Below are 26,072 nucleotides of genomic sequence, written 5' to 3' on the forward strand. Positions count from 1 at the left end.
GTTTCTTGTTTAAATGGATTTTCTGTAGTTGCAAAAAACATAAAAGGGGAAACATACATTTTATCGCCAATAATTTCTACTGAATTGGTTGAGGTAAAGCTATAATTTTCTACAATCGGTTTAGATAGGTCGTCTGCATTCAACACTTCATATTCTTCTATTTCTAACCCTTGATGTCTTTTTTCTAACTTTTCAATATAACTTTCCTTGGTGACACCATGGTAATTTACTCTGTAAATAAAGGCATTGTAATCAAAATATTGGTCTCTGATTTTTCCGTTTATATTACCATCGGCACCAATTGTAGCCATTATATTTACAATATCTTTAGAATTGAATGTTGGCATTAAATCTATCTGTGCCGAACTGCCGTTCTTTCTGATGATTCTTCCAAACCAATTCAAATCACGAATTGGCAGAATATTTGGTAACGAGAATTTATTCGTGGCATCCAATAAAACAACTTGATTGTTCAATTCAACACCGGAAATTACATAATCAAAAGCTGCTCTTGAAGGGAAAAGCGAAACGCCGTTAGATCGGGTACTAATCAAAATTGGATTGGCTTCAATTCCGGCATACCTTAACATTGAAGTAAGCATTAAGTTGATTTCGGCCACATTTCCTTTCTTCTCTTGGTAAGCTTTTCTAACGCCATCGTTACAACGATACCCATGCATATCATTCCAATTCATTCTAGACTTCACAAAACTAAATACCGCTATGATTCGCTCTTCTTGAGAAGTAACTCCATTTAAAACAGCTTCTAAATCCTTTTCAAAATAACCGGATTTATTGAGTTCAGACCCGAAAGCTTCATTTTCATATATACTTTTTACAATTGTTTCCCAATCGGTAGTAAAGCTTTTAAATGGTTCATTTGGATACTGAACTGACGCCAATTCATGTTTAACTCCGGCTGTGTAATTTTTAATGTTATTTACAAAATCTTCCTCTTTTAAAGCCGGTAAATCTTTAAGAATATATTTTGTGGTTTTTTCTGTAAACTCTAAGGTAGAACTTACTCTTCCGGTAGTTAATCCTTTTGATAAAATTGTATTTGCATCTTCAACATAAGTATAATCAATCTTTCTTGCTTTACTTTCATTAATGACTGTTGGAGTAAAATAACCTTTAAGGTGTGAGTTGTATACTTGATACTCGGGAATTTTTGTGGTATATTCAGAATAATTTACAGGTATTCTTTTTTGAAATTCCCAGTCCGGGAAATTAGAAATATAGGGTGAGCGTATCTCGATTTTATATTCAACTATTGAACCTTCTTTAACATTGGGCATAGTAATTTTTTTCAGTATCCAATCATTATTTACTTTCTCCTCAAATTCACCATCGCTATTGAGCTTTGTCTTTTCAATTTTATTATTTACAACATTGTAAGTAAAAGCTTTTGTTATCATTACTTTCTCTTTAGATTTTCCGCCGACAAAATAACCAATGGAATGATTAGCATAACCATATCCTTCCTTTTTATATATTTTGATTTTAGTAGATAACTCCGTAACAATTTCAAAACCGAGATCATGTGAATAATCAAAATAAGTTTTTCCTATGTTAAATAAAATTGCCGCTGGCGCTGAAGTATCACTAGGACATTTTTTTTCATTTAACTCTTCTATGGTAACTTTTCCCAGTTCGTATTTTTGAGAAAAAGTAAATCCGCTAACCAATAATAATAGGGTGACAATTAGTTTTTTCATAATGTTAAACTTTTTTCAGAACGATTTTCTCCGTTTGTTTGTTAATCATTTCTTTGTAGAAACTCTTCAAAGCATCATAATATTCCGAGCCTATAATAGCTTGATTAATATCTAAAACAAATACTATTTGGATTTGATTTCCAGTATTTGAAAGATTGTACTTGAAACTTCCCATTTCTTCAGGCATACTGACCGCTTTAGGCTGTGGTAAAGTTTCTACAACATATCCTTCAGGAATGGTGAGATTGATGTTGTATTTATCCTGATTTGGATAGACAAAATCTACCGGATATTGGCGAGTTTCTTGTTTAAATGGATTTTCTGTAGTTGCAAAAAACATAAAAGGGGAAACATACATTTTATCGCCAATAATTTCTACTGAATTGGTTGAGGTAAAGCTATAATTTTCCACAATCGGTTTAGACAGATCGTTTGTATTCAGCACTTCATATTCTTCTATTTCTAACCCTTGATGCCTTTTCTCTAATTTTTCAATATAACTTTCCTTGGCCACACCATGATTATTTATCCTGTAAACAAAGGCATTGTAATCAAGGTATTAATCTCTGATTTTTCCCTTTATGTTACCATCTGCACCAATTGTAGCCATCATATTTATCACGTCTTTAGAATTGAATGTTGGCATTAAGTTAATTTGCGCCGAACTGCCGTTCTTTCTGATGATTCTTCCAAACCAATTCAAATCACGAATTGGCAAAATGTTTGGTAACGAGAATTTATTCGTGGCATCCAATAAAACAACTTGGTTATTGATTTCTACACCGGAAATAACATAATCGAAAGCAGTTCTTGAAGGAAATAGAGAAACTCCGTTAGAACGCGTACTAATCAAGATTGGATTGGCTTCAATTCCGGCATACCTTAACATCGAAGTAAGCATTAAGTTGATTTCGGCCACATTTCCTTTTTTCTCTTGATAGGCTTTTTTAACGCCATCGTTACAACTATATCCGTACATATCGTTCCAATTCATTCTTGATTTAACAAAATTGAAAACGACAGCGATTCGCTCTTCTTGAGAGTTGATTCCGCTTAAAATAACATCTAAATCTTTTTCAAAATAACCGGTTTTATTTAATTCTGGTCCGAAATATTCGTTTTCGTATATACTCTTCACCACTGTTTCCCAATCGGTACTGAAGTTTTTAAAAGGCTGATTCGGATACTGAATGGAAGCCAATTCATATTTTATTCCTGCTGTATAATTTTTAATATTATTCACAAACTCTTCATCATTGAGAGCCGGAATATTTTCAAGAACAAATGTTGTTTTGTTTTCGGAATAAGAAATTTGTTCAGAAGAAAATGTGGTCTTTGACACAAGTCCATCACTTCTTTCTTTAGAGGTAAAACTATGTGTTTTAGTCGTTCTATCAGAGGTGATTTTTGGCGCTAAATAACCTCTATTCATAGTGTTATAGATAAAATATTCCGGAATAATTGTTTTTAATTCTGAGTACACCACCGGAATACTACTTTGAAAATACCATTCATCGATTGAATTAAGTCTTTCTGATTCCAACTGGGCTTCATACTCAATAACAGAACCTTCTTTTACATTGGGTAAAGTAATCTTTTTTCTTGCCCAAAATTCATTCACTTTTTCTTCGAATTCTCCGTCACTTTTCAATTTTGATTTTTCGATTTTACCATTAACTAAATTATAGGTGGCTGCATTTGAAAAATTCAATTTATCTTTTCCATTGCTACCAACATAATAACCAATACTTTGATTGGCCCATTCGTATCCTTCTTTTTTGTAAATCTTAATTTTAATTTTATATGTCTTGATAACCGTAAAGCCGTTGGTTTCAGAATACATAAATTTTACATCACAATTTTTAATTAAATAAGCGGCAACTGCAGATGAATCTATTGGCGACACTTTTTCATTTAATTCATCAATGGTTACTTTTCCTAATTCTTTCTTTTGAGCAAAAATAATTCCGCTAAGTAATAATAAGGTAATAGCAATAATTTTTTTCATGGTGTTAAGCTTTGGTGATGACAATTTTTGAATTATCGTTTTTGGCTAAGGTTTCTCTGAATTTTCTATAACTTTCATATTTTGATTTGTCATAAAAGCCCTTTTTTAGAACCATTTTTCTTTTGCATATAATTTTGTTAGCGGTTTCGGCTATGAACTCAATTTTATAATACCCAAATTCGGTATCAAGTGTAATTCCATCCGGTTTGGCTTCAATTATAAATCCGTCGGGAATAGTGATTTCAATTTCGGCCTCATTGGTGTAACCTCTATCCATTTGAAACGGAAACTCTCTTGTTCGGTATCTTTTGGGCACATACGAATTTTGGTCAAAAGCATTCAAAGCAAACAATAATTTTCCACCTGAGTTTTGGGCATAACCTTCTGCTACCAACTCTAAATCTTCTATAAATTCAATAGTCGCAGGATTGTTACTAAAACTGATTTTCTTGATTGTCAAGTTATTAATATTGCTGAATTCTTCCTTGTAATTTTTGATTTGGTCTTCTTTACTCATGCGTTCTTTACTGTATGAACTGTCATAACGCAATGCCTTAGAAATGATTTTTACTTTACCTGTAAGATTTCCTTCTTGAGTGATTGTATAAGAAGCTTTTATTGTTTTTAAATTATCGGTTTCCGTAAAAGTTTTGGTTCTGACTATTTCGCCACCATCCGGTTTTATTACAAAAGCATTTCTGTCATCAGTGAAATCACCTTGAAAGCCAAATGGAAGAATTTGACTGGTGCATTCTAGCCAAACATAATCTGTATGGTTTGGAATGGCCAAAATAACGTGATTACTTTGAAAAGAAACTATATCCGTATTAATTTCCCTTTTATTTGAATCGCCATATAATCTGGCATAATACGAAGTCACACCAACTTGTTCAAGTAATGTTTTTGTGTAATTGGTGAGTGCTTTACAATCGCCATAACCTAATTTATCAACATCTTTTGCCAGCATGGGTTTCCAACCGCCTATACCTTCTTGAATGCTGACATAACGTGTTTTTTCTTGAACATATTTATAAATTATTGCTGCTTTTTTTAGCGGATCTTTTTCATTTCCTACTAAATTTTTGACTTTGTTTTTCGTTTCATCAGATAACTCATTAGTTCCATATAATATTTCATCATGAAACCATTTGCCCATTTCATTCCAAGAATCTGCCTTTCCATTAACGCCTTCTAAACTAAAAACGCTCAAGCCAAACATGACTTTTGGAAATATTTGTTCGAACTTTGGAGACAATTCTTCCGGTTTTTGGGCCATTAAGTTCTTAGCCGAATAACTTATAGACCCTGAAGTTTCTAATTTATCAATTGGAAAATTATCCGAGAAATTGAGTTCTTTTACGTTAAGTTTCAACTCGGGTTTGAAAGATATGGTAATCAAAGTGTTTTGAGTACTAACCAAATAGCCTTCTATCGGAAACCATGACGGAATAAAAACAGTGTTGGCTGATTCTGTCTCTGATTCATAAACCATAGTAAAAGGATAAGTTATTGGCGTGTAATCAAGATACAAAACCCTATTGTCTGAGAAAATAGAACCATCATCAGTGGCGCTTTGGTCTTTAAAATCTTTTCGCCTGTATGTTTTTAATTCTTTCCCAAAGGCATCGTAAGCAGTTGCTTCAATTTTGTTGACTCTATTGTTCTTATCGTAATTTTCACTTAAATCCAAGCTTCGCAAACCCAACTCGTTCAAAATTGTAACTACTTTTAACTTTTTAAAAGTCATTGATTTTTGAGACGCAATATTAATATTCAACTGATTTGAACGCACAACAGCATTCGCATTTTGCTTTAAACTATCGGGAATAGTAAGAATGGAGTATTCTAATTTTTGTGCGGATACAAAAAAGGAAAAAAGCAGTAAAAAGTAGGGGAAAATTTTGAATTTCATCGACACAGAATTTGGTCAAATATAGAAAAATTATGTTTTTATTTATAATCTTATTCCTTATTTTTTGTATCGATAATTAAAGTAACCGGTCCGTCATTGAGTAAACTTACTTTCATATCGGCGCCAAATTGTCCGGTTTGGACTTTCTTATCCAACTCGGCTTCCATTTGAACAATAAAACTTTCGTATAACGGAATAGCAACATCAGGTTTAGAAGCCTTAATGTAAGACGGCCGATTGCCTTTTTTGGTCAAGGCATGTAATGTAAATTGGCTCACAATAATCATTTCGCCATTGATATCTTTTAAAGAAAGGTTCATGACGTGGTTTTCATCTCCAAATATTCTGAGATTGGCAATTTTCGCGGTCAGCCAATTAATATCTTCGAAATTGTCTTCGTCTTCAAAACCAACCAACACTAACAATCCTTGTTGGATGTCGGCTACAATTTGACCTTCTATGGTTACGGAAGCTTGGGAAACTCGTTGAATTACGGCTTTCATCTAAATAAAAATTTACTAAATACTGCGACTGTAAACTGAATACTACTTCCGGGTTTCATCACTGGCAATTCGGTCATCATTGTAAATATCAGAACGATAATGTTCATCATCACCTTCGAGTATTTTGAGATAACTATTGTAGCGTGACCAGGCAATTTTATTGTCTTCTAAAGCTTGTTTCACAGCGCAATGCGGTTCTTCTTTGTGCAAACAATTGTTGAATTTACACTGTTCTTTTAGCTTAAAAAACTCCGGAAAATAATCACTAATTTCTGATGGTTCCATATCAACGATTCCGAAACCTTTAATTCCGGGCGTATCTATGATTTTGGCATCAAAAGACAGATCATACATTTCGGCAAAAGTGGTGGTGTGTTGCCCTTGTTTGCTTTGTTCGGAAATGTGTTTGGTTTTCAAATTCAAATTGGGTTCCAAAGCATTGACCAAAGTTGATTTCCCAACACCCGAATGTCCCGAGAACATACTGACTTTTCCGGTCATCATCGATTTCAATTCGTCGATTCCTTTTTTCTCAATAGCAGAAGCACGCAAACACTTGTATCCAATTTCAGAATAGATGTATTGCAAATACAATTGCTCATCACGCATAGCTTCATCATAGGTATCAATCTTATTAAAGACTAAAACCGCTTCAATGCCATAAGCTTCGGCCGTAACCAAAAATCTATCTATAAAACTAGTCGTTGTTGGTGGATTATTAATGGTAATCAGCAAAAAAACAATATCAATATTGGAAGCGATAATATGCGTTTGCTTCGACAAATTCACCGATTTTCGGACGATATAATTCTTTCGCTCGTGAATGTTGTGAATGGTTCCCGTAATGTCATCTGACGTATCATCTAACTCAAAATCGACGATGTCGCCAACCGCAATCGGATTGGTACTTTTGATGCCTTTCATGCGAAACTTTCCTTTGATTCGACATTCATAGAACGTAGCATCTTCGGCTTTGACAGTGTACCAACTTCCGGTAGATTTATATACGAGTCCGGTCATTTTTTGAATTTAGGATTCAGCAAAGGTAAAAAAAGGAAACCGTTATTGTATTCAAAAAAAATCAAATAAAAAAAGGCTGCGATAATTTCACAGCCTTTACATTTTTAATCTTCTAGAATCATGCGTCCTAGTTTATCTTGTTTCCTTCTGGAAGAATAGATAATAAACTCTTTCTGATTCTTTCTGTAGTAAACTCCCGGACGGATAACTAACTCGGCTTTTACCACTTCTTCAGGATCCTTTCTGGTAATTTGACCTTTATCGTCAAAAATGAAAAGCGCCGGAACTGCGTTGTTATAATTGCCTAATGATTTAATCTCTTCAATATCGGTAACGCCTTTGTTCTTCACATTATCATTGAACAGGATGTTTAAAACACCATTTTTGTAAATCGGAATAGCACCCAAATATTCTGGTCCTTTACCCATTTGCGCTAATGGAATGGCAATTGCACCACCAACCGCAAAATTTCCGTTTCCACCACCGAAACCAAATGCGAATGACATAGTGGTCACAGAAGCTGATTGTTCTTTTGGTAACACATTACTCCAATCTAACGAACCATCCGGTTTTAAACATGTAATGATGATTTCATTTTTGGTATAAGTTACCGGAGTGAAGGCTAATGGTCCGATTCCTGAACTTTGCCCAACGTAAACAAACTGCAATTCAGACAATACGATGATTCCACCATCGTTTTTCTCAATAAGCGTTGTGATGTTATATAATGGTTTTACATCTCTTCCTTTTTTGGCTTTTCTTTCACCTAATAATTTAACTTTGGTGGCATAATCAAACTCGTTGAATTTTAAGTTGTCATTTGCATTGGTAGCCAAATTAATAGTCGCGTTATAAACTCCTTTTAATTCTTTATTGGCTTTACCATTATCGCGAACGCTTGAGTAAAAACCAACCAATTGTAATGTGTTTTTGTTGGTTGACAACATCTTACAGTTGATGATTTCTTTCCCTTTGATGTTGATGTCTATAACTTCTTTAGTGTAGTTATTGGCTCTTTTGAACGCATGAATTTGGAATTTCTCAATTTGCTCTTTCTTTTTTGAATCTCTGTAACTTTCGTTGATTACCAAAAAGACATCATCTTGAAAATTCAATTCAAAATCAGAAATGGTAAACTCATAATCTTTTTTGCTGTCGTCAAATTTCACTTTTTCTTCACTGGTGAAAAGGGTTGCCAATTTGTCGTCGAACAATTTAACTTCATATTTAATCGCATCTTCTTTAGGAAACCGTGAAGTATGCATGATTAACAATGCGCCTTCATCCGGAGATTGTTTGAAATAAAACCCGCCACGCTCTGATTTTTTTGCTACTTCAGAATTGAATAAGGTAACGGTTGATTTGCTAATGATTCCTTTTTCAGAAATCTCGGCACCAATTAAGTTGAATATTTTTTCTTTTTTATTGAAAACACTTCCAATCGCGTAAAGTTTTCCGTTTAATAAAAAGATATCTTCAAAATCGACTTCTTTATCGCTGATTTGAGGGATAACGATTGGGTTCGACGAAATTAATTTCATCGTTTTAGATTCAAATATTTTCAAGAAATAATCTTCTTTTTCTTTGAATCCAAGTGCGTAAATTTTGGTGTCAGTTTCACCGATAATTTTTACGATTTTTTGTTTGTCTTCCGGCAATTCTTCACCGTAAGTCATGTTGATTTTATCGATTTTGTTTTGTGCATTCAAGCTTATGCAACTGCAAACAAAAAAGATAAAACCTAAAAAGGTTTGTTTCATTTTGGTTGGTTTAAAAATTAGAGATTGTTTTTATTGTTGCGCAATGATACAAAAAAAACCTACCAATAAATCAGTAGGTTTCATTTTTTAACTTAAATAGACATTAGCTATTAATCACTTTTTCTTGGTGTGTAATACTTTCTTGGTGAATGGCTTTGAAAATCTTCAAGATAAACTCTTCGCTCAGGCCTTTTTCTTCTCCGTCTAGAATCATTTTCCCCAGAATTTCATTCCAACGTTTGTTCTGCAAAACCGCTACATTTTTCTCTTTTTTCAAGGCTCCGATTTTATCGGCAACTTTCATTCTTTTGCCTAAAATCTCTAATAATTTTCCATCATATTCATCAATATCCACACGAAACCTTGCCAAACGACTGTTGTATTCATCAGCATCATCGGTTTCTTTACGAATCCTCAAATCCTCAAAAATTTGTTTTAAAACGGTTGGCGTAACTTGTTGTGCCGCATCACTCCAAGCGTTGTCTGGATCGATATGGGTTTCAATGATCAATCCGTCATAATTCAAATCCAATGCTTGTTGCGAGACTTCCTGAATCATATCGCGTCTTCCGGTAATGTGTGAAGGATCACAAATTAAGGGTAAATCAGGAAAACGATTTTGCAATTCAATCGCCAATTGCCATTCCGGAATGTTTCTGTATTTTGTTTTTTCGTAAGTCGAAAAGCCTCTGTGTATTACGCCTAACTTTTTGATTCCGGCATTGTACAAACGTTCCACACCGCCAATCCACAAAGCCAAATCGGGATTCACCGGATTTTTAACCAAAACGATTTTATCCGTTCCTTCCAACGCATCGGCAATTTCCTGAACCGCAAATGGGTTTACAGTAGTTCTGGCACCAATCCACAGCACATCGATATCATGTTCTAAAGCCAATTTCACATGCGCAGCATTAGCGACTTCAGTGGCCATTAACAATCCTGTTTCGGCTTTGGCTTTTTGCAACCATTTCAAACCAATGGCACCAACGCCTTCAAATCCGCCCGGACGTGTTCGTGGTTTCCAAATTCCGGCGCGATAAATTGAAACGTCTGAGTTTTTCAATTCGTGAGCAATTTTCAAGACTTGTTCTTCAGTTTCGGCACTACATGGTCCGGCAATTACCAAAGGATGACTTAATTTAAAATCATCCAACCATTTTCTATTTTCTGTTGTTATATTCATAGCTTTTTGTTTAGAGCCAAAAGCCATTAGGCATTAGGCAATAGTTTATTTTATTTATTTTTATTTCTATTGGCTCATGGCTATTGCCTTTTGCCTAAAATTAATTCTTTTCTTTTAAAATCTTGCAATTGTCTCTTGTATTTTTTCTTCGGTAACACAAAGCGAAAATCGGATATAACCTTCTCCATTGCTGCCAAAAATAATTCCAGGCGTGATGAAAATGTGCTTTTCGATTAAAACTTGATCAATGAAATCTTCTGCTGAAATTCCGTGAGGTAATTTGGCCCAAACGAATAAGCCAACACTGTTTTTATCGAAAGTACAATGCAGTTTTTCCGCCAATTGGAAAATTAGATTTCTACGTTTGGTGTAAATTTCGTTTTGCTTCTCGAACCAATCTTTCCCGAGTTTCAATGCTTCAATCGCGCCTTTTTGAATCCCGTAAAACATCCCGCTATCCATATTGCTTTTGACTTTCAACACCGCATCAATTAATGTCGCATTCCCTAAAACCATTCCGACACGCCAACCGGCCATATTGTAGGTTTTAGATAAGGAATTCAATTCTAAAGCCACTTCTTTTGCGCCATCAACTTGTAAAATAGAGATTGGATTTTCGTTTAAAACAAAGCTATACGGATTGTCATTGACTATTAAAATGTGGTGCTTTTTGCCAAAAGCAATCAGTTTTTCAAACAATTCCACTGTTCCGTTCGCTCCGGTGGGCATGTGCGGATAAGAAACCCACATCAGCTTGACTTTCGACAAATCTTGCTTTTCTAATTGTTCAAAATCGGGTTGCCAATCGTTCTCTTCCTTCAAGTCATAACAGATGGCTTTCGCCTGCACCAATTCGGTTACCGACGCATAGGTCGGATAACCCGGATTGGGTATCAAAACTTCATCGCCTTCGTTTAAAAACGCTAGTGAAATGTGCATAATACCTTCTTTGGAACCCATTAGCGGAAGAATCTCAGTATTGAAATTTAACGCAACGCCAAACTGATTCGCGTAAAAATCAGCCATCCCTTGTCGCAATTCGGGCAAACCTTGATAGCTTTGGTATTCATGGGCTTTGTCGTCAAACATGGCTTGACTCATGGCGTCAATTACGGTTTTATCGGGTACCAAATCAGGACTACCGATGCCCATATTGATGACCGGTTTTCCTTCGGCCATGAGTTGACGGACTTCCCGCAATTTTCTGGAGAAATAGTATTCTTGAACGCTGTTTAATCGGTTGGCGGTTGTGATCATAATCTTCCGTTTTTGTATTCACCCAACACTTTGAAATGCGTGGTCATTAAGGCTAAAATATTTTTGGCTTTTTCGTAATGTTTGTACTTCTCAAAAATGACGTCGACAAAAAAAGAATATTGAAAAGGTGTTTCGATAATCGGCATCGATTGGATTTTGGTTAGATTCAGTTTACAGTTGTTCATGACGTTTAATACTGTCGCCAAACTTCCCGCGGTATCATCGAGTTCAAATTTGACAGAAGCTTTGTTAATCTGTTCTTTTGGCCATTCTTTATTGGTGGTTTTTACAATCACAAAGCGGGTTTTGTTGCTTTGAATCGTATGAATTCCGGCGGCGAGTATTTCCAAGTCATATAATTTGGCCGCAATCGGAGCAGCAACGGCGCCAATCCCGGTGAGTTTTTGCTCCTGAATTCTGCGTGCGGTTTCAGCAGTATCGCCACTTTCGACCAATTTAATGTGCGGATATTGGCTAAAAAAAACAGCGCATTGCAACAACGCAATCGGGTGCGAATGGACTTCTTTAATGTCTGCTATTTTTTGGCCTTTCAAAACCATTAGATTCATGTGAATGTCGAGATAATGTTCGCCAATAATGTGCAAATTGTTTCGGTCAATCAAAGCATAATTGGGAATAATCGAACCAGCGATTGAATTCTCCAACGCCATTACACCTTTTTCGGATTGCTTATTGACCAAACTTTTTACCAAATCATCAAATGACATACATTCGTCTAAATCGTGGTCTTGCTGAAAAAACTCCTGAGCGACTTGGTGGTGAAACGAGCCTTTAATTCCTTGGATAGCGATTTTTGTTTCCATATCATCAAAAAAAAATCCCAACTCTCGTTGGGATTTATATTATTGTTGTTTTTAAAATTTAGTTTTTCACATAACACAATACCAATCCCTTTTTCTGTCCGAAGAAGAAATAAAAGAAATAGTTATAAAAGGTGTTAAATTGTCTCATAGCGTTGTTCTGTTTGGCTAATGTAAAAAATTAAAGTTTAGTTTCTACAAAAATGTAGTGAAAAATTTACGACAACGTTTTAGCTAATCAAAACACATGAATTGTAATCCTGATTTTAAGAAGCTATTTTTTCAAATGCGATGTAATTAACTAATTCTCCCTTATTGTTGAACTTTGGATAAGCTTCGATTTCACACCAATAAGTTGATCCGTCTTTTTTATAATTCACCACAATTTCTTTAAAAGGCAGTTGACTTTTGATTGCTGTTCTTATGGTATCTCGACTTTCTTGCGTTGTTAATTTTCCTTGAAATATTTTTGGCGACTTCCCTATAACTTCATACGGATGATAGCCGTTCATGTCATAAATCCCTTGTGTAGCAAAAACAATTTCCTGATTGACATTGGTGATAATAATTTCGCGTTTTGCTTGATAAACTACTTCACTAAAATTTTCTTTTTCCTTCCAATGATTTTGAAAAGAATTATAGTTATTTATTTCCAAATCATGGCTTGCAAATATATCCCAAGCAATAAGCGGAACAGGAACTATCCTTAGTTTGTTGTAGTATTTAGCCAAAGCTATTTCATATTGTTCTGTCATTATTATTCATTTTTTAAGTTCGAGAAAATGAATAATAAACAATTCTTCATTGGCTAAACGAAGAAATATTCGGCTTAAGCACATCTCGTGATGCTCAAACTAAATCAATGATGTGTATCTGACTTATTCCTAATTTACAGGAAAACACAGTTGCACGACAGTCCAAGATTCTGACTTGGTTCCACATTAGAATAACTCAATTATTCCTGAATTGATTTTATTATGAAAACAAATATACACAATTGTGCAAAACCTAAAACACCATTCTTCACGTTATATAAATGTGCGTTTCTTTTTCCTTTAATTAATTATTACATTTGCTTCAAATAGTCATGTTATGTCGATAGAAGTTCAAAATATTTCCAAAGAGTTACGGTGCACAAAAAGCACTAGATAATATTTCTTTTTCTGTAAAAAAAGGAGAAATAGTAGGTTTTCTTGGTCCGAATGGCGCTGGAAAATCTACGTTGATGAAAATTTTGACCACTTATATTAATGCTGATGAAGGAACGGCTTCTGTAAATGGCAATGATGTGAATACCAACCAAAAAGCGGTACAACTTTCTGTGGGTTATTTGGCAGAACACAATCCGTTGTATTTGGATTTGTATGTTCGTGAATATTTAGAATTTAATGCTGATGTTTACAAAATAGCCAAATCTAGAATTGAAGAAGTAATTGAGTTGACAGGATTAACGCCTGAAAGTCATAAAAAAATCGGACAATTGTCTAAAGGTTATCGTCAGCGTGTGGGTTTAGCAACGGCTTTATTACACAATCCTGATGTTTTAATTTTGGACGAACCAACTACAGGTTTAGATCCAAATCAGTTGGTTGAAATTAGAAACGTGATAAAAAACGTTGGTAAGAATAAAACCGTTTTTCTTTCCACGCACATTATGCAAGAAGTGGAAGCCATTTGTGACCGCGTAATCATCATTGATCACGGCAAAATCGTAACCGATAAAAAGCTGGACAAATTGGTTGCTGAAGAAAAGGAACAAATCATTGAAATCGAATTTGACAAAACAATTGACCCCAATTTATTGACCAATTTAGCCAACATCAAAACGTATAAAAATACTAATGACAATCTTTGGTTACTGACTTTCAACACCGAAGAAGACATGCGTCCGAAAATATTCGACTTTGCGCATGACAACGGGTTGAAAACGTTGCAGATTAGTTTGAAAAGCAAGAATTTAGAGCAAATCTTTAGGGAGAAAACTAAGAAAAAATAGTATTCAGTTGTTTATGTTCAGTAATTTAAGGATAAATCACATTGCCTTGATACAACTCTTCAACATCAACAACCGGCGGCACATTTTTTAAGATAATATTTCCGGTGCTGTTCATGGTGCCAATAATACTTTGAATAGGTCTTACTGTCATATCGTTAGAACCACGGTGAAAGACTTTTATATTTTGAGCAATTAGATTCTCAGCTTCTATTCTTCCGTCTCCGAAATAAAAATTAAACTCCGCCAAATTGGTTTGTCCCGAAAGATAAAATCGAGACACATTATTGTTCGCGATGTACAAATAATCATTGTTCACATTCAGAATAAAATCTCCGGTTCCGGCACCGCTTTCACCATCACCATCTTTATCCATCGCTATAAAAGCTATACTTGGGAAAGTCAACACACCATTCGAACTGATATTTCTATCCGTTTTTGAATATACTTCTTCCAAAGTTGGCGTGGTCACCAAAATCTTTGTCATACCATAAGAGCGAACCCAATTGCAACTGGCGTCGTCTTTAAAAATCAGTTGGTCACCATTTTGCTTGACTTCCACATTATCGATGAAATTTTCGCCGGCCACAATTTGTACTTTGTATTCCGTTCCTTGCGTAATGACAACTTCAATACCGCGGTAGACTTTTATCTTTTTGAATGGCTGAACCGCTATTTCTTTGGTAATTGTCGCGCCCGAACTCTCAATACAATCACTCGGTTTTTCACAAGCGTTGAACAGCCAAAACAAAATTATCAATACCGAAAACTTTTTCATACTGTCTGTTTTTTAAATTCTATATCCAATGCCAATTTCTAAAGCTTCTGCCAAAAACAAATGCGTTTTAAGCGAAAAAACACCAAAAAACTTATCCGAAAAACGATATTTCATCCCAACCCTATCATAAATCGCAATATCCTTTTTAAAAGGTTGATAAGCGTAATAGCCTAATTGTGCTTCGATTGAAATTTTATTGATGATTAATTCATGTCCAATGAAAATCCCAACTCTCTTGTAATCCGTATCAGAACTGATATTGTCTTCCGGATAGGCAACGGAGTAATAATTAATGTACTCTTCAATTGATTTGGTCAAAAACAATTCGGCGCCCAATTGTAAAGCCGACTTTCTATTGATACGCTTATCTGCATAAAAACCAATGTGGTAAAAAGGATACTGACCACTATTGATAATCGGACTTTCATTGATTCCGGTTCGAAACACAAAGTTGTATCGAATGGGTTCTTTATACTTTTTTGGGACAGTAGTCGTATCAACTTGGCGTTGAAAATCCTTCGAAAAATTATAATTCACCCCAAGATTCAGCAAGTAAGTATTAATACCGCTGTTGGGCGATACAATTCTTCCATTAGAATAATGAACAAATAAAAGTCCCGCCTGCAAACTAATATTATCAAACAAAGACGGCGTAGTATAGGTCAATCCGAAATTGGTGTTGGCCATCAATCGATTTCCGAAAGCTTTATTCTTACTGTTGTCAACTTTGTCATACGGATTGGTAGTGTAGGCAATTCCTTGTGACAATCTAAATTGCAATCGTCTTTTCCAGAAGTGAAAATTGTAAAAAACGCCTGTGGCATAATTCTGTCCTAACGGCTGACTTTTAAAATCCTGGTACAAAAAATAGCCTCCATAATCCGGATAATTATACGCTCGATGCCATTCTTTAGAACCATCAGTTTTTTTGATAACACTCAACATAAAACCTTGCGGATGACCGTTAACCAAATGATGCATGTCTTCCGTATGAGGTAAAATATTGCCCCTTAAAATAGAAGCTTCAACCGCAAAAGGATTGGTATTTTGACCAAATCCAGAAAAGGCTAACAGTAAAAAAAGCAGGTAAGTTTTCTTCATCCTAAAATTTAAAACGCACAAATATAACGGAATATAATTAATAGAATACCTAATTGTCATTTGCTGCGCCAGTTCGCTGTGCTCGTGCCGACTTTAGGAGAAATCAGGAGCGAAAAGTTCGGGCATTTTTGTTGGCCATATTCCCGCTGTCCATGCTACACGGTAGCTATTGCCATCGGGGCTAAATAGGATTGGTCTTTTGTAAAATCAGTTTAAAAAACCTGTTTCGCAATCGCCTTAATATTTTCTGCTTTTCCCATCGAATAGTAATGCAACACCGGAATTCCGGCAGCAACGAGTTCCTTACTTTGAGCAGTACACCATTCGATTCCTATTTGTTTTACTTCATCATTGTCTTTCGCTTTTACAACTGCCATAATCAAATCATCAGGCAATTCTAAACTAAATCGGTGCGGAATTAAATTCAATTGCTTCTTAGTCGCAATCGGTTTCAATCCCGGAATAATCGGAACCGTGATTCCGGCAGCGCGACATTTATCCACAAAATCGAAGAATTTTTTATTGTCAAAAAACATTTGCGTAATGATATATTCCGCGCCGTTTTTGATTTTTTGTTTTAAGAAATGAATATCACTGTCCAAACTCGGTGCTTCCATATGCTTCTCAGGATAACCCGCAACACCGATACAAAAATTAGTTTTGGCAGAATTTTTCAAATCTTCATCCAAGTAAATGCCATTATTCAAATTGCTGATTTGCGTCACCAATTCGGTCGCATATTCATTACCTTCTTTCTCCGGATGGAAATACGTTTCGGTTTTCAAAGCATCACCACGAAGTGCCACAACGTTGTCAATTCCAAGAAAATCCAAGTCAATCAACAAGTTTTCGGTATCTTCTTTGGTAAAACCACCACACAATATATGCGGAATCGCATCCACATTGTATTTGTTCTGAATTCCGGCACAAATCCCAACCGTTCCCGGACGCTTTTTGACCACTTTCTTTTGCAACAAACCGCTTGGCAATTCTTTGTACTCATATTCCTCACGATGGTAAGTCACATCAATAAACGGCGGATTGAACTCCATCAACGGGTCAATACTGTCAAAAATAGACTGAATATTTTGCCCTTTCAAAGGCGGTAAAATCTCGAAAGAAAACAGGGGTTTTCCATTCGCGTTTTGGATATGTTGGGTTACTTTCATTTATGTTGTCTGTTATCTGTTGTCTGTTGTCTGTTATCTGTTTTCCATTTTAACTGAAAACTGACAACCGACAACTGTTGTTAATCTGCTATATTTGGCGAAAGCCATTTTGTTGCTACTTCAGTCGAAATTCCACGGCGTTTGGCATAGTCAATTACTTGATCTTCTTTTATTTTTCCAAGTCCGAAATACTTGCTTTCCGGATGCGCAAAATAATAACCGGAAACCGAAGATGCCGGCCACATCGCCATGCTTTCCGTCAGCTTCACACCTATTGCTTGCTCGACCTTTAAAAGTTTCCAAATCGTGGGTTTCTCCAAATGATCCGGACATGCAGGATAACCCGGCGCGGGACGAATGCCTTTGTATTCTTCATCAATCAAATCCTGATTGGTCAAAGATTCATCGGAAGCGTAGCCCCAAATTTCTTTACGGACTTTTAAATGTAAATATTCTGCGAATGCTTCGGCCAATCTATCGCCTAAGGCTTTTACTAAAATCGAGTTGTAATCGTCTAATTGTTTTTCAAATTCGGCTGCTTTTTCGTCTACGCCAAATCCGGTAGTAACACAAAAACAACCGATATAATCTTGCTTTCCACTGTCTTTTGGCGCTACAAAATCAGCTAACGCGATATTTGGTGCACCGACTGTTTTTTGAGATTGTTGTCTTAACGTCAAGAATTTTACTAACTCTTTTCCGCTTTCCTCTAAAACCTGAATATCGTCATCATTGACTTGGTTTGCCGGATAAATGCCCAAAATTCCTTTCGCAGTTAACCATTTTTCCGAAACGATTTGGTTTAACATTTTTTGTGCATCTTCAAATAATGAAGTCGCTTGTTCGCCAACTACTTCATCGGTTAAAATCGCAGGATATTTTCCGAACAATTCCCACGAACTGAAAAATGGCGTCCAGTCAATAAAATCAACCAGTTCTGATAATTCAACTTCAACGGTTTTGGTTCCGATAAAATTCGGTTTCACCGGCGTAAAATTGTTCCAATCCAATTGTAATTTATTCTTTCTGGCATCTTCAATCGAATGGTAATTTTTGTCTCTACTTCTATTCAAATAACCTTCACGCAATTTGTCATATTCGGCACGAACCGTTTTGGCGTATTCCACTTTGGTTTTCGCCTGAAGCAAATTACTCGCTACCGTTACCGCACGCGACGCATCGTTCACATGAACAACTGTTTCTTTGTATTCCGGTGCTATTTTTACAGCAGTATGCGCTCGAGAAGTCGTCGCACCGCCAATCATAACCGGAATTTTGATGTTGAGTTTGTCCATTTCTTTGGCGAGATATACCATTTCGTCTAATGATGGCGTAATCAATCCGCTCAAACCAATGATATCTACTTTTTCACGAACAGCAGCTTCAATGATTTTTTCCGGTGGCACCATAACCCCTAAATCGATAATTTCAAAGTTGTTGCAACCCAAAACTACCGCTACTATATTTTTACCAATATCGTGCACATCTCCTTTTACGGTTGCCATCAAGACTTTTCCGGCGGAAGAAGATTTTCCGTCTTTCGAAGCTTCTATATAAGGTAGCAAATACGCTACGGCTTTTTTCATTACGCGCGCTGATTTGACCACTTGTGGCAAAAACATTTTTCCGCTTCCGAATAAATCGCCTACGACATTCATTCCCGCCATCAAATTGATTTCGATGACTTCAATTGGTTTTGTGGCCAATTGGCGAGCTTCTTCTACATCTATTTCTATAAATTCGTCTATTCCTTTGACTAACGAATGGGTTAATCGGTCTTGAACCGAGCCGCTTCGCCATTCTTGAACGGCTTTCTCGTTGGTTTTAAAATCGCCTTTGTAACTCTCGGCTAAATCAAGTAATCTTTCCGTCGCATCTTCTCTTCTGTTCAATAAAACATCTTCCACATGTTCTAACAAAATTGGGTCGATTTCATCGTAAATCTCGAGCATCTCCGGATTTACAATACCCATCGTCATGCCGTTTTTAATCGCATGGTATAAAAATGCGGAATGCATCGCTTCACGTACTTTGTCATTCCCGCGAAACGAAAACGAAACATTACTCACACCACCTGAAACGCCGGCATACGGTAAGTTTTCACGAATCCATTTGGTTGCTCTGAAGAAATCTAAAGCGTTTAATTTGTGCTCTTCCATTCCGGTGGCGACCGGGAAAATATTGGGATCGAAGATGATGTCTTCTGCCGGAAAATGGACTTCATCGACTAAAATACTATACGAGCGTTTACAGATTTCGATACGTCTTTCATAAGTGTCGGCTTGCCCATCTTCGTCAAAAGCCATTACGATTACAGCGGCGCCATATCTTTTAATCAATTTGGCATGGTGAATGAAAGCCTCTTTCCCTTCTTTTAGTGAAATCGAATTCACGACTCCTTTTCCTTGCACGACTTTCAAACCGGCTTCGATGATTTCCCATTTAGAGCTGTCAATCATTACCGGAACTCGGGCAATATCGGGTTCCGCGGCGATTAGATTTAGGAATTTGGTCATGGCATAAACACCATCCAACATGCCTTCGTCCATATTGACGTCGATGATTTGCGCGCCTCCTTCAACTTGATCCCTTGCTACTGAAAGTGCTTCGTTGTAATTTTCTTCTTTGATTAAGCGAAGGAATTTACGCGAACCGGTTACGTTGGTTCGTTCGCCTACGTTGATAAAATTACTTTCCGGCGTAACGATTAACGGTTCTAATCCGGATAATTTTAGATATTTTGTTGCTGACATTTTATTTGTTTGAACACTGATTATCACAAATCCACACAGATTAAATTGGTGATAATCTGACAAATCTGTGTTAACTTTTATTAAACTAATTGATTTTCATCAATTCTTCTTGGTTTGAATTGTGAGGCAACATCAGCAATGGCTTTGATGTGTTCTGGTGTGGTACCACAACAACCGCCAATGATGTTGACTAAATTATCTTGTAAATATTCTTTAATTAAGGCTTGCATTTCGGCGGCTGTTTGGTCGTATTGCCCGAAAGCATTCGGTAAACCGGCATTTGGATGTGCCGAAATATTTAAACTTGTATTGTGTGCAAGTCTTTTCAAGTATGGTTTTAATTGGTCGGCTCCGAGTGCGCAATTGAATCCGATTGACAATAAAGGAATATGGGAAATAGAAATCAAAAAGGCTTCTACCGTTTGTCCCGATAAAGTTCTTCCTGAAGCATCCGTAATCGTCCCTGAAACCATCACCGGAATATCGAGATTGCGTTCTTCTTTTACTTCTTCTATGGCGAATAAAGCAGCTTTGGCGTTTAGTGTGTCGAAGATGGTTTCTACCAATAAAACATCACAACCGCCATCAATCAAGGCTTCCACTTGTTGTTTGTAAGCGATGCGTAAATCGTCAAAAGTTACGGCTCGAAATCCGGGATCATTAACATCCGGTGACATAGAAGCGGTTCTGTTGGTTGGCCCGATAGAACCGGCTACAAAACGCGGTCTGTCTTTGAATTCGTCAGCGACTTCGCGGGCGATTTTGGCGGATTCGTAGTTGAGTTCGTAAACCAAATCTTCTAAGTGATAATCGGCCATACCGATGGTGGTTCCTGAGAATGTATTGGTTTCAACAATATCGGCACCGGCTTGAAAATACAGGCGGTGGACTTGCTTTACAGCTTCGGGTTGCGTGATGGAAAGCAAATCGTTGTTGCCTTTTAGCGGATGTGGGAAATCTTTGAAACGCTCGCCACGGAAATCTTCTTCTGAGAAGTTGTTGCGTTGCAGCATGGTTCCCATCGCACCGTCTAGGACAAGGATTCTTTCTTTGATGGCTTGTTGTATTTTTGACATACTTGTTATTTTAACCGCATAGTCCGCAGAGAAAAATCCGCAGCGTTCGCAAAGGTTTTTGTTTGCAATAATTTTACAAAAATGGATAACTAATTAGCCCCGATTGACGCAACTGCCATGCAGTGCAAAAAGCGGGAAAATGGACTGCAACAATGCGCAAGCCATTCGCTCGTAAAAAAATATAGTATGTTATCGTGAAAGTGAGAAGAATTCTCGGGGTTATCTGCTCCCAATAAATTGAGATAGAATGTAGCACCTTCTTTTGGCAAAGGGTTGCTAAGCTTTCGACGGGTCTATTCCCTCCAGCTTTCGTGATAACGAACAATAAGTTTATGAACGGTGCAAAGTAATGACATAGAATTGGTTTTTGCAACAGTTTTAAAAAAATAAAAACCTACAACGTTTTCGTGCTGTAGGTTTTCTTGGTTAAAGGTTGATTAGTTAATTTTTAAGCCGGTTATAACCAAACCGCTTCTTTAATTTTAATTTTCTCGGCTACTTTGAGAATGTCGGTAAGAACGCCACGAGCGGTAACCTGTTTTCCGGCTCCCGCTCCTTGAATGACGATTGGGATTTCACCATAGGATTTGGTGTAAATTTCAATCAGATTATCGGCGCCTTTGAGTTGGCCTAAAGGAGAACTTTTAGGAACTGAGATTAGTTTCACTTCTAATTGTTTGGTTATGACATCCAATTCGCCCACATAACGCAAAGCATGCTCATCGGCTTGTGTGATTTTGGCAATTTGGAACGGTTTGTCAAACAATGATTTGTTTACAGAATACTCAGATTTAGGACTTTTTTCATTTAAATTAGGGAGCAAAAGAGATTCTATTTTGATATCAGTAAATTCAAACTCTTGCCCTATTTCGCGCGCTAGAATTAATAATTTTCGGGCGACATCGCTTCCGGATAAGTCTTCACGCGAATCCGGTTCGGTGTAGCCTTTTTTCTCTGCCTCAAGTAAGATTTTGGAAAACGGCAATTCTTCTGAAGAAAATCGGTTAAAAATATAACTCAATGAACCGGAGAATACGCCACGGATTTTGGTAATTTTTTCGCCTGAAAAGTATAAGTCATTTATCGTTTGCACAACGGGCAATCCGGCGCCGACATTGGTTTCGTATAAAAATGTTTTGTCATACTTTTTTAAATTTCTTCTCAGTTCTTTGTAGAAATCGAAATGTAACGTATTGGCTTTTTTATTGGCGGCAACGATGTTAAAACCGTTTTGAATTAACGGAATATAATTTTTGATGATGTCTTGACTGGCTGTTGCATCAACGGCAATTAAGTTTTCCAATTGTTGTTCCTGAACGTATTCGATGATGTCTTCAATTCTGAATGGAATGGCGGATTGGGCAAAATTGGCTTCCCATTGGTTTTTTAGTCCGTCTTTTTCAAAAAAAGCTAAAGTAGAATTGGTAATTATTGGAAATCTCAAATCGATGTTTCTTTTTTCGAGGAAAAACTTTTGACTTTCTATGACTTGGTTGACTAAAGTGCTACCGACATTGCCGATACCAAAAAGGACTATATTGATTCTAAGCACTGACATAATTTTTGTTGTTTTTGTTTGTTAAAAATAGGCCCTAAAATTTGGGCTAATTGTTCGTATTCGATTAAAAACGCATCGTGTCCGTGAATGGAATTGATTTCATGGTAAAACACATTTTCTTTGATTGGTTTTAAAGTTTCAACCGTTTCGCGGTTCTCATCAGGAATAAAAAAGTAGTCTGTCTCTACGGCGACTACGTGAATGTTCCCTTGAATTTCTTTGGCTATCAGCAAAAAATCATTTCGGTCACGAGTAATATCATTTGTTTTAAGCAAATGGTTCATCAATTTGTAAGCCGATAGCCGAAAGCGGTTTTTGAGTTTGATGCCGTGATTGGCCAGCCAATTTTCGATTTGAAAAACCGAGGAACCATTGAATTTATTTCTTTGAAAGCGTTGGTTAATTGATTGCGGTGTTCGGTACAACAACATGGCGTGCAATCTGGCGTCCGCAATGGGATCATCTGAGTTATTGAGAATTTGGTCTTGGATTAAAACATTGGCAATTACCCAATCCGTTGCTTTCCAATCGGTGGCAATCGGAATTAGATTTTGGACAGCATTTGGTTTCAAAACTGACATTTCCCAAGCTATTGCTCCGCCTAAACTTCCACCTATAACTGCGAAAACATCTTTTATTTTAAGAAACGACAAACCTTCCCAAAAAATTCTGGCGACATCGCGAATGGTGAAATCTTTGTAATTTGAAATCAAGTTTCCAAAGTTGTCATCATAACCATTTCCGGGAATGTTGAAGGCAATTACGGTGAAATAATGGGTATCGATGATTTTATCTGTTCCGATTAAATCGTTCCACCAGCCGTTTTCTCCGGTAACATTGGAGTTTCCTGTCAAAGCGTGATTCACAATCACTACCGGTGCTAAGCCAATGGGTTGACCAAAAGTTTGATAAAATAGCGGAAGATAAGGTCGTTGCTTTCCGTTTTCTAAATCAAAATTAAACAAGTCTATTTTTTCTAATTTTTTCATGTTGCTTTTTTTAACTGCTTTTTAAAAGACTGCCTTCAACCTAAACTTTGAAGACAGTCTTAACAAACAAACAAAACCACCCGAGGCGCTACCGAATTGTATGGAGCACAGCGGAATAAAACCAATGGTTTTTCTTTTTACAGCACAGTTGCTGTTGGTTCATATTCTTTAACCAACACCACTGAAACCGGAGTTGAATTGATCAAATTATCCTGAACCGGGCAACGATTCTCAACCGTAATTAACCAATCTTTTAATTGGCCCAAAGTGGCATCAGTTGTTGGTTTTACTGTTACTTCAATAGATTTAAATCCCGCTCTTTCATCGCTAATTTTCCCTTGGTATTTGTCTAAACTTAAGGTTCCCGAGATTTCAACTTGAAGTGATTTTAAATCGATGCCTTGTTCTTTGGCGACCAATTTTCCGACAGCATTGATACAACCGGCATAACCGGCCAAAATATATTCTATCGGACTTGGCCCTTCCAGTTCAGGAAATTGATCATTTTTACTAATTCGGATGTCGAAGTTTTGGGCTTTGACTACGAATTGGTTACTGTTTTTGGCATAGCCTAGTACGTTTACGGTTTTTGTGCTCATGTTGTTATACGGTTTGTGGGGTTTTAATTTTTACGAATGCTTCTTTCAAATCGGCTTTCAAATCGTCGATGTTTTCTAAACCAACGGACAAACGGATTAAGTCTTTGGTGACTCCGGTTGATTCTTGCTCAGCGTCAGATAATTGCTGATGTGTTGTGCTTGCCGGATGAATAATTAATGATTTTGTATCGCCTATGTTGGCCAACAAAGAGAATAATTTGGTTTCATCGGCTACTTTTTTCGCTGCTTCGAATCCGCCTTTTAGACCAAAAGTTACGATACCGCTTTTGCCTTCCGGTAAATATTCATCGGCTAAGGCTTTGTATTTTGAAGTTTCTAATCCCGGATAATTTACCCACGCTACTGCTGACTGTGTTTGCAACCATTGGGCTAAAGCCAAAGCATTTTCGCTGTGTTTTTTGATTCTGATTTCCAAAGTTTCCAATCCTTGAATCGTTTGGAATGCGTTGAACGGACTTAAAGCCGCACCAAAATCACGCAACCCTTCGATTCTTACTTTGGCAATAAATGAGGCGGCGCCTAAAGCTTCGTAGTATTTTAAACCGTGGTAACCTGCAGATGGTTCAGTAAATTCAGGGAATTTCCCATTGCTCCAATCGAAGTTTCCGGCATCGATGATTACACCACCTAAAGAAGTTCCGTTTCCGGTGATGTATTTGGTTAACGAGTGAATGACAATATCGGCGCCGTATTGAATTGGGTTTAACAAATATGGTGTAGCGACGGTATTGTCAACAATGAAAGGTACTTTGAAGGCTTTGGCTTCTTTAGATATTGCTTTCAAATCGAGTACGTCTAATTTTGGGTTCCCTAAACTTTCTGCAAAAAACGCTCTGGTGTTCTCTTGAGCGGCTTTGGTAAAGTTTTCAGGGTTTGACGGATCAACGAAAGTGGTGGTGATGCCTAATCTTGGCAAAGTAACATTCAACAAGTTGTACGTTCCACCGTAAAGACTATTCGAAGCTACGATGTGGTCACCTGCTTTGAGCAAAACCAACAAACTGGTGGCGATAGCGGACGTTCCAGAAGCAGTAACTACAGCCCCGATTCCGCCTTCGAGTGCGGCCAAGCGTTGTTCCAAAATGTCGTTGGTTGGATTATTCAAACGGGTGTAGATGAATCCGGCTTCAGCTAGGCCAAACAAGTTGGCGGCGTGGTCTGAATTGTTGAATACATACGAAGTCGTTTGGTAGATTGGAACAGCTCTGGTTCCTGCGTTTTTAGTAACGTCGTGTCCTGCGTGCAATGCGTTGGTTGCGAATTTTTGTGTGTTCATGATTTAGATATTTAGATTATTAGATATTTAGATTATTAATTTTTGGAAATAAAAAAAGTCCTTTTGGATGGCTTACCAAAAGGACTTCTAGAGTATAAATATAAACTTCGATTACGTCTTTCGCTTTTGGTAACAAGGTATGTCAATACAACAACACATCATCATGTGCATCATGCGGTTGTTCATCATCATATTTTTTGTTGTTACTTTCATTGTTACTTCGTTTTGTTTTGAGATAGCCCTTCTCCAGAAACTTCGGGAGCGCTCAGGGTGACAATTTGTTTTAAATAAAAAAACCCCTGCGGTTAGCAGAGGTTTGATTGTATATATTTTAAAAATTTAAAATTATGCAATATGAGTCCTCTGCGGAAATTTCCACATCATGCGACACATATGACAAATAATAAATTTCATTTTCTTGTTGTTAATTGATGTGGCAAACTTCTGAATGTTTTTTCAATTGACCAAACAAAAATTGAAAATTTAACATTTGGCATTTGTTTATATATATTTAAATACTACGTATTTAGAATTTTGGAATAATCATAAAAAAAATAAAAAAAGCAAAATAGTT

The 26,072-nt window shown here is 36.7% G+C and carries 20 protein-coding genes, 1 pseudogene and 1 riboswitch; of the genes and pseudogenes, 1 reads left to right on the top strand and 20 read right to left on the bottom strand.

Annotation, left to right across the window (positions count from 1 at the left end; translation table 11 throughout):
• The 11 genes from B3C16_RS01740 to B3C16_RS01785 form a co-directional block, all read right to left on the bottom strand.
• Positions 1–1,718 (bottom strand): DUF3857 domain-containing protein (locus B3C16_RS01740; protein ID WP_291128117.1); only part of this gene is annotated, 1,718 nt, incomplete at its 3' end.
• Between the two features lie 4 nt (positions 1,719–1,722).
• Positions 1,723–2,232, bottom strand: coding sequence for a DUF3858 domain-containing protein (locus B3C16_RS16475; protein WP_349680445.1), 510 nt, complete (start codon positions 2,230–2,232; stop codon positions 1,723–1,725).
• A 45-nt stretch (positions 2,233–2,277) separates the two neighbouring features.
• Positions 2,278–3,726 carry a DUF3857 domain-containing protein gene (locus B3C16_RS01745; RefSeq protein WP_349680446.1) on the bottom strand — a complete coding sequence of 483 codons (1,449 nt, stop codon included), beginning with the start codon at positions 3,724–3,726 and terminating at the stop codon, positions 2,278–2,280.
• Between the two features lie 4 nt (positions 3,727–3,730).
• The gene (locus B3C16_RS01750; protein ID WP_291128121.1) at positions 3,731–5,638 is read right to left on the bottom strand and encodes a DUF3857 domain-containing protein; all 1,908 of its coding nucleotides are present in this window, start codon (positions 5,636–5,638) and stop codon (positions 3,731–3,733) included.
• A gap of 50 nt (positions 5,639–5,688) precedes the next feature.
• Complete coding sequence (gene dtd, locus B3C16_RS01755; RefSeq protein WP_291128124.1) at positions 5,689–6,141, bottom strand: D-aminoacyl-tRNA deacylase; 453 nt, start codon at positions 6,139–6,141, stop codon at positions 5,689–5,691.
• 42 nt (positions 6,142–6,183) lie between these two features.
• On the bottom strand, positions 6,184–7,161 hold the full coding sequence (rsgA, locus tag B3C16_RS01760; RefSeq protein ID WP_121312674.1) for a ribosome small subunit-dependent GTPase A: 978 nt from the start codon (positions 7,159–7,161) through the stop codon (positions 6,184–6,186).
• Between the two features lie 104 nt (positions 7,162–7,265).
• A complete protein-coding gene (locus tag B3C16_RS01765; protein WP_147406815.1) occupies positions 7,266–8,921 on the bottom strand; it encodes a hypothetical protein in 1,656 nt (551 codons plus the stop codon).
• 103 nt (positions 8,922–9,024) lie between these two features.
• Entirely contained in the window at positions 9,025–10,107 is a 1,083-nt protein-coding gene (locus B3C16_RS01770; protein ID WP_121314988.1) for a bifunctional 3-deoxy-7-phosphoheptulonate synthase/chorismate mutase type II, read from the bottom strand.
• 114 nt (positions 10,108–10,221) lie between these two features.
• Positions 10,222–11,364: a pyridoxal phosphate-dependent aminotransferase gene (locus B3C16_RS01775; RefSeq protein ID WP_291128130.1), complete on the bottom strand. Its 1,143-nt coding sequence runs from the start codon at positions 11,362–11,364 to the stop codon at positions 10,222–10,224.
• Positions 11,361–12,188, bottom strand: coding sequence for a prephenate dehydratase (locus B3C16_RS01780; protein WP_291128133.1), 828 nt, complete (start codon positions 12,186–12,188; stop codon positions 11,361–11,363). The genes B3C16_RS01775 and B3C16_RS01780 overlap by 4 nt, the downstream gene beginning before the upstream one ends.
• Before the next feature lie 263 nt (positions 12,189–12,451).
• Positions 12,452–12,940: a PAS domain-containing protein gene (locus B3C16_RS01785; RefSeq protein ID WP_291128135.1), complete on the bottom strand. Its 489-nt coding sequence runs from the start codon at positions 12,938–12,940 to the stop codon at positions 12,452–12,454.
• A gap of 337 nt (positions 12,941–13,277) precedes the next feature.
• On the opposite strand from B3C16_RS01785, the pseudogene gldA reads away from it, so the two are divergent.
• Positions 13,278–14,181, top strand: a pseudogene (gldA, locus tag B3C16_RS01790) (gliding motility-associated ABC transporter ATP-binding subunit GldA).
• Positions 14,182–14,206: 25 nt separating this feature from the next.
• Here the strand turns inward: gldA and B3C16_RS01795 are convergent.
• The 9 genes from B3C16_RS01795 to B3C16_RS01835 all read right to left on the bottom strand — a co-directional run bounded on the left by B3C16_RS01795 (position 14,207) and on the right by B3C16_RS01835 (position 25,498).
• Complete coding sequence (locus tag B3C16_RS01795) at positions 14,207–14,956, bottom strand: head GIN domain-containing protein (RefSeq protein WP_121312667.1); 750 nt, start codon at positions 14,954–14,956, stop codon at positions 14,207–14,209.
• A 12-nt stretch (positions 14,957–14,968) separates the two neighbouring features.
• Positions 14,969–16,057 (bottom strand): acyloxyacyl hydrolase, encoded by a 1,089-nt coding sequence (locus B3C16_RS01800; protein ID WP_158592548.1) that lies wholly within the window; start codon positions 16,055–16,057, stop codon positions 14,969–14,971.
• A 212-nt stretch (positions 16,058–16,269) separates the two neighbouring features.
• Positions 16,270–17,226: a methylenetetrahydrofolate reductase [NAD(P)H] gene (metF, locus tag B3C16_RS01805; protein ID WP_291128140.1), complete on the bottom strand. Its 957-nt coding sequence runs from the start codon at positions 17,224–17,226 to the stop codon at positions 16,270–16,272.
• Positions 17,227–17,306: 80 nt separating this feature from the next.
• Complete coding sequence (metH, locus tag B3C16_RS01810) at positions 17,307–19,979, bottom strand: methionine synthase (protein ID WP_291128143.1); 2,673 nt, start codon at positions 19,977–19,979, stop codon at positions 17,307–17,309.
• Positions 19,980–20,059: 80 nt separating this feature from the next.
• Positions 20,060–21,055 (bottom strand): homocysteine S-methyltransferase family protein, encoded by a 996-nt coding sequence (locus B3C16_RS01815; protein WP_291128146.1) that lies wholly within the window; start codon positions 21,053–21,055, stop codon positions 20,060–20,062.
• Positions 21,056–21,271: 216 nt separating this feature from the next.
• Positions 21,272–21,376, bottom strand: a riboswitch (SAM riboswitch).
• Positions 21,377–21,512: 136 nt separating this feature from the next.
• On the bottom strand, positions 21,513–22,613 hold the full coding sequence (locus B3C16_RS01820; RefSeq protein WP_291128149.1) for an aspartate kinase: 1,101 nt from the start codon (positions 22,611–22,613) through the stop codon (positions 21,513–21,515).
• Positions 22,589–23,602: an alpha/beta fold hydrolase gene (locus tag B3C16_RS01825; RefSeq protein ID WP_291128152.1), complete on the bottom strand. Its 1,014-nt coding sequence runs from the start codon at positions 23,600–23,602 to the stop codon at positions 22,589–22,591. The genes B3C16_RS01820 and B3C16_RS01825 overlap by 25 nt, the downstream gene beginning before the upstream one ends.
• A 137-nt stretch (positions 23,603–23,739) precedes the next feature.
• Positions 23,740–24,201, bottom strand: coding sequence for an OsmC family protein (locus B3C16_RS01830; RefSeq protein WP_121312661.1), 462 nt, complete (start codon positions 24,199–24,201; stop codon positions 23,740–23,742).
• Between the two features lie 4 nt (positions 24,202–24,205).
• The gene (locus B3C16_RS01835) at positions 24,206–25,498 is read right to left on the bottom strand and encodes an O-acetylhomoserine aminocarboxypropyltransferase/cysteine synthase family protein (RefSeq protein WP_291128156.1); all 1,293 of its coding nucleotides are present in this window, start codon (positions 25,496–25,498) and stop codon (positions 24,206–24,208) included.
• Between the last annotated feature and the right edge of the window lie 574 nt (positions 25,499–26,072).

It is taken from the genome of Flavobacterium sp. UBA7682 (assembly GCF_002482945.1).
Lineage (GTDB): Bacteria > Bacteroidota > Bacteroidia > Flavobacteriales > Flavobacteriaceae > Flavobacterium.

Bases quoted from the DNA above. Each gene is read 5' to 3' on its own strand.
- B3C16_RS01745 (WP_349680446.1), bottom strand. From the start codon at position 3,726: ATGAAAAAAATTATTGCTATTACCTTATTATTACTTAGCGGAATTATT.
- B3C16_RS01750 (WP_291128121.1), bottom strand. From the start codon at position 5,638: ATGAAATTCAAAATTTTCCCCTACTTTTTACTGCTTTTTTCCTTTTTT.
- dtd (WP_291128124.1), bottom strand. From the start codon at position 6,141: ATGAAAGCCGTAATTCAACGAGTTTCCCAAGCTTCCGTAACCATAGAA.
- rsgA (WP_121312674.1), bottom strand. From the start codon at position 7,161: ATGACCGGACTCGTATATAAATCTACCGGAAGTTGGTACACTGTCAAA.
- B3C16_RS01765 (WP_147406815.1), bottom strand. From the start codon at position 8,921: ATGAAACAAACCTTTTTAGGTTTTATCTTTTTTGTTTGCAGTTGCATA.
- B3C16_RS01770 (WP_121314988.1), bottom strand. From the start codon at position 10,107: ATGAATATAACAACAGAAAATAGAAAATGGTTGGATGATTTTAAATTA.
- B3C16_RS01775 (WP_291128130.1), bottom strand. From the start codon at position 11,364: ATGATCACAACCGCCAACCGATTAAACAGCGTTCAAGAATACTATTTC.
- B3C16_RS01780 (WP_291128133.1), bottom strand. From the start codon at position 12,188: ATGGAAACAAAAATCGCTATCCAAGGAATTAAAGGCTCGTTTCACCAC.
- B3C16_RS01785 (WP_291128135.1), bottom strand. From the start codon at position 12,940: ATGACAGAACAATATGAAATAGCTTTGGCTAAATACTACAACAAACTA.
- B3C16_RS01795 (WP_121312667.1), bottom strand. From the start codon at position 14,956: ATGAAAAAGTTTTCGGTATTGATAATTTTGTTTTGGCTGTTCAACGCT.
- B3C16_RS01800 (WP_158592548.1), bottom strand. From the start codon at position 16,057: ATGAAGAAAACTTACCTGCTTTTTTTACTGTTAGCCTTTTCTGGATTT.
- metF (WP_291128140.1), bottom strand. From the start codon at position 17,226: ATGAAAGTAACCCAACATATCCAAAACGCGAATGGAAAACCCCTGTTT.
- metH (WP_291128143.1), bottom strand. From the start codon at position 19,979: ATGTCAGCAACAAAATATCTAAAATTATCCGGATTAGAACCGTTAATC.
- B3C16_RS01815 (WP_291128146.1), bottom strand. From the start codon at position 21,055: ATGTCAAAAATACAACAAGCCATCAAAGAAAGAATCCTTGTCCTAGAC.
- B3C16_RS01820 (WP_291128149.1), bottom strand. From the start codon at position 22,613: ATGTCAGTGCTTAGAATCAATATAGTCCTTTTTGGTATCGGCAATGTC.
- B3C16_RS01825 (WP_291128152.1), bottom strand. From the start codon at position 23,602: ATGAAAAAATTAGAAAAAATAGACTTGTTTAATTTTGATTTAGAAAAC.
- B3C16_RS01830 (WP_121312661.1), bottom strand. From the start codon at position 24,201: ATGAGCACAAAAACCGTAAACGTACTAGGCTATGCCAAAAACAGTAAC.
- B3C16_RS01835 (WP_291128156.1), bottom strand. From the start codon at position 25,498: ATGAACACACAAAAATTCGCAACCAACGCATTGCACGCAGGACACGAC.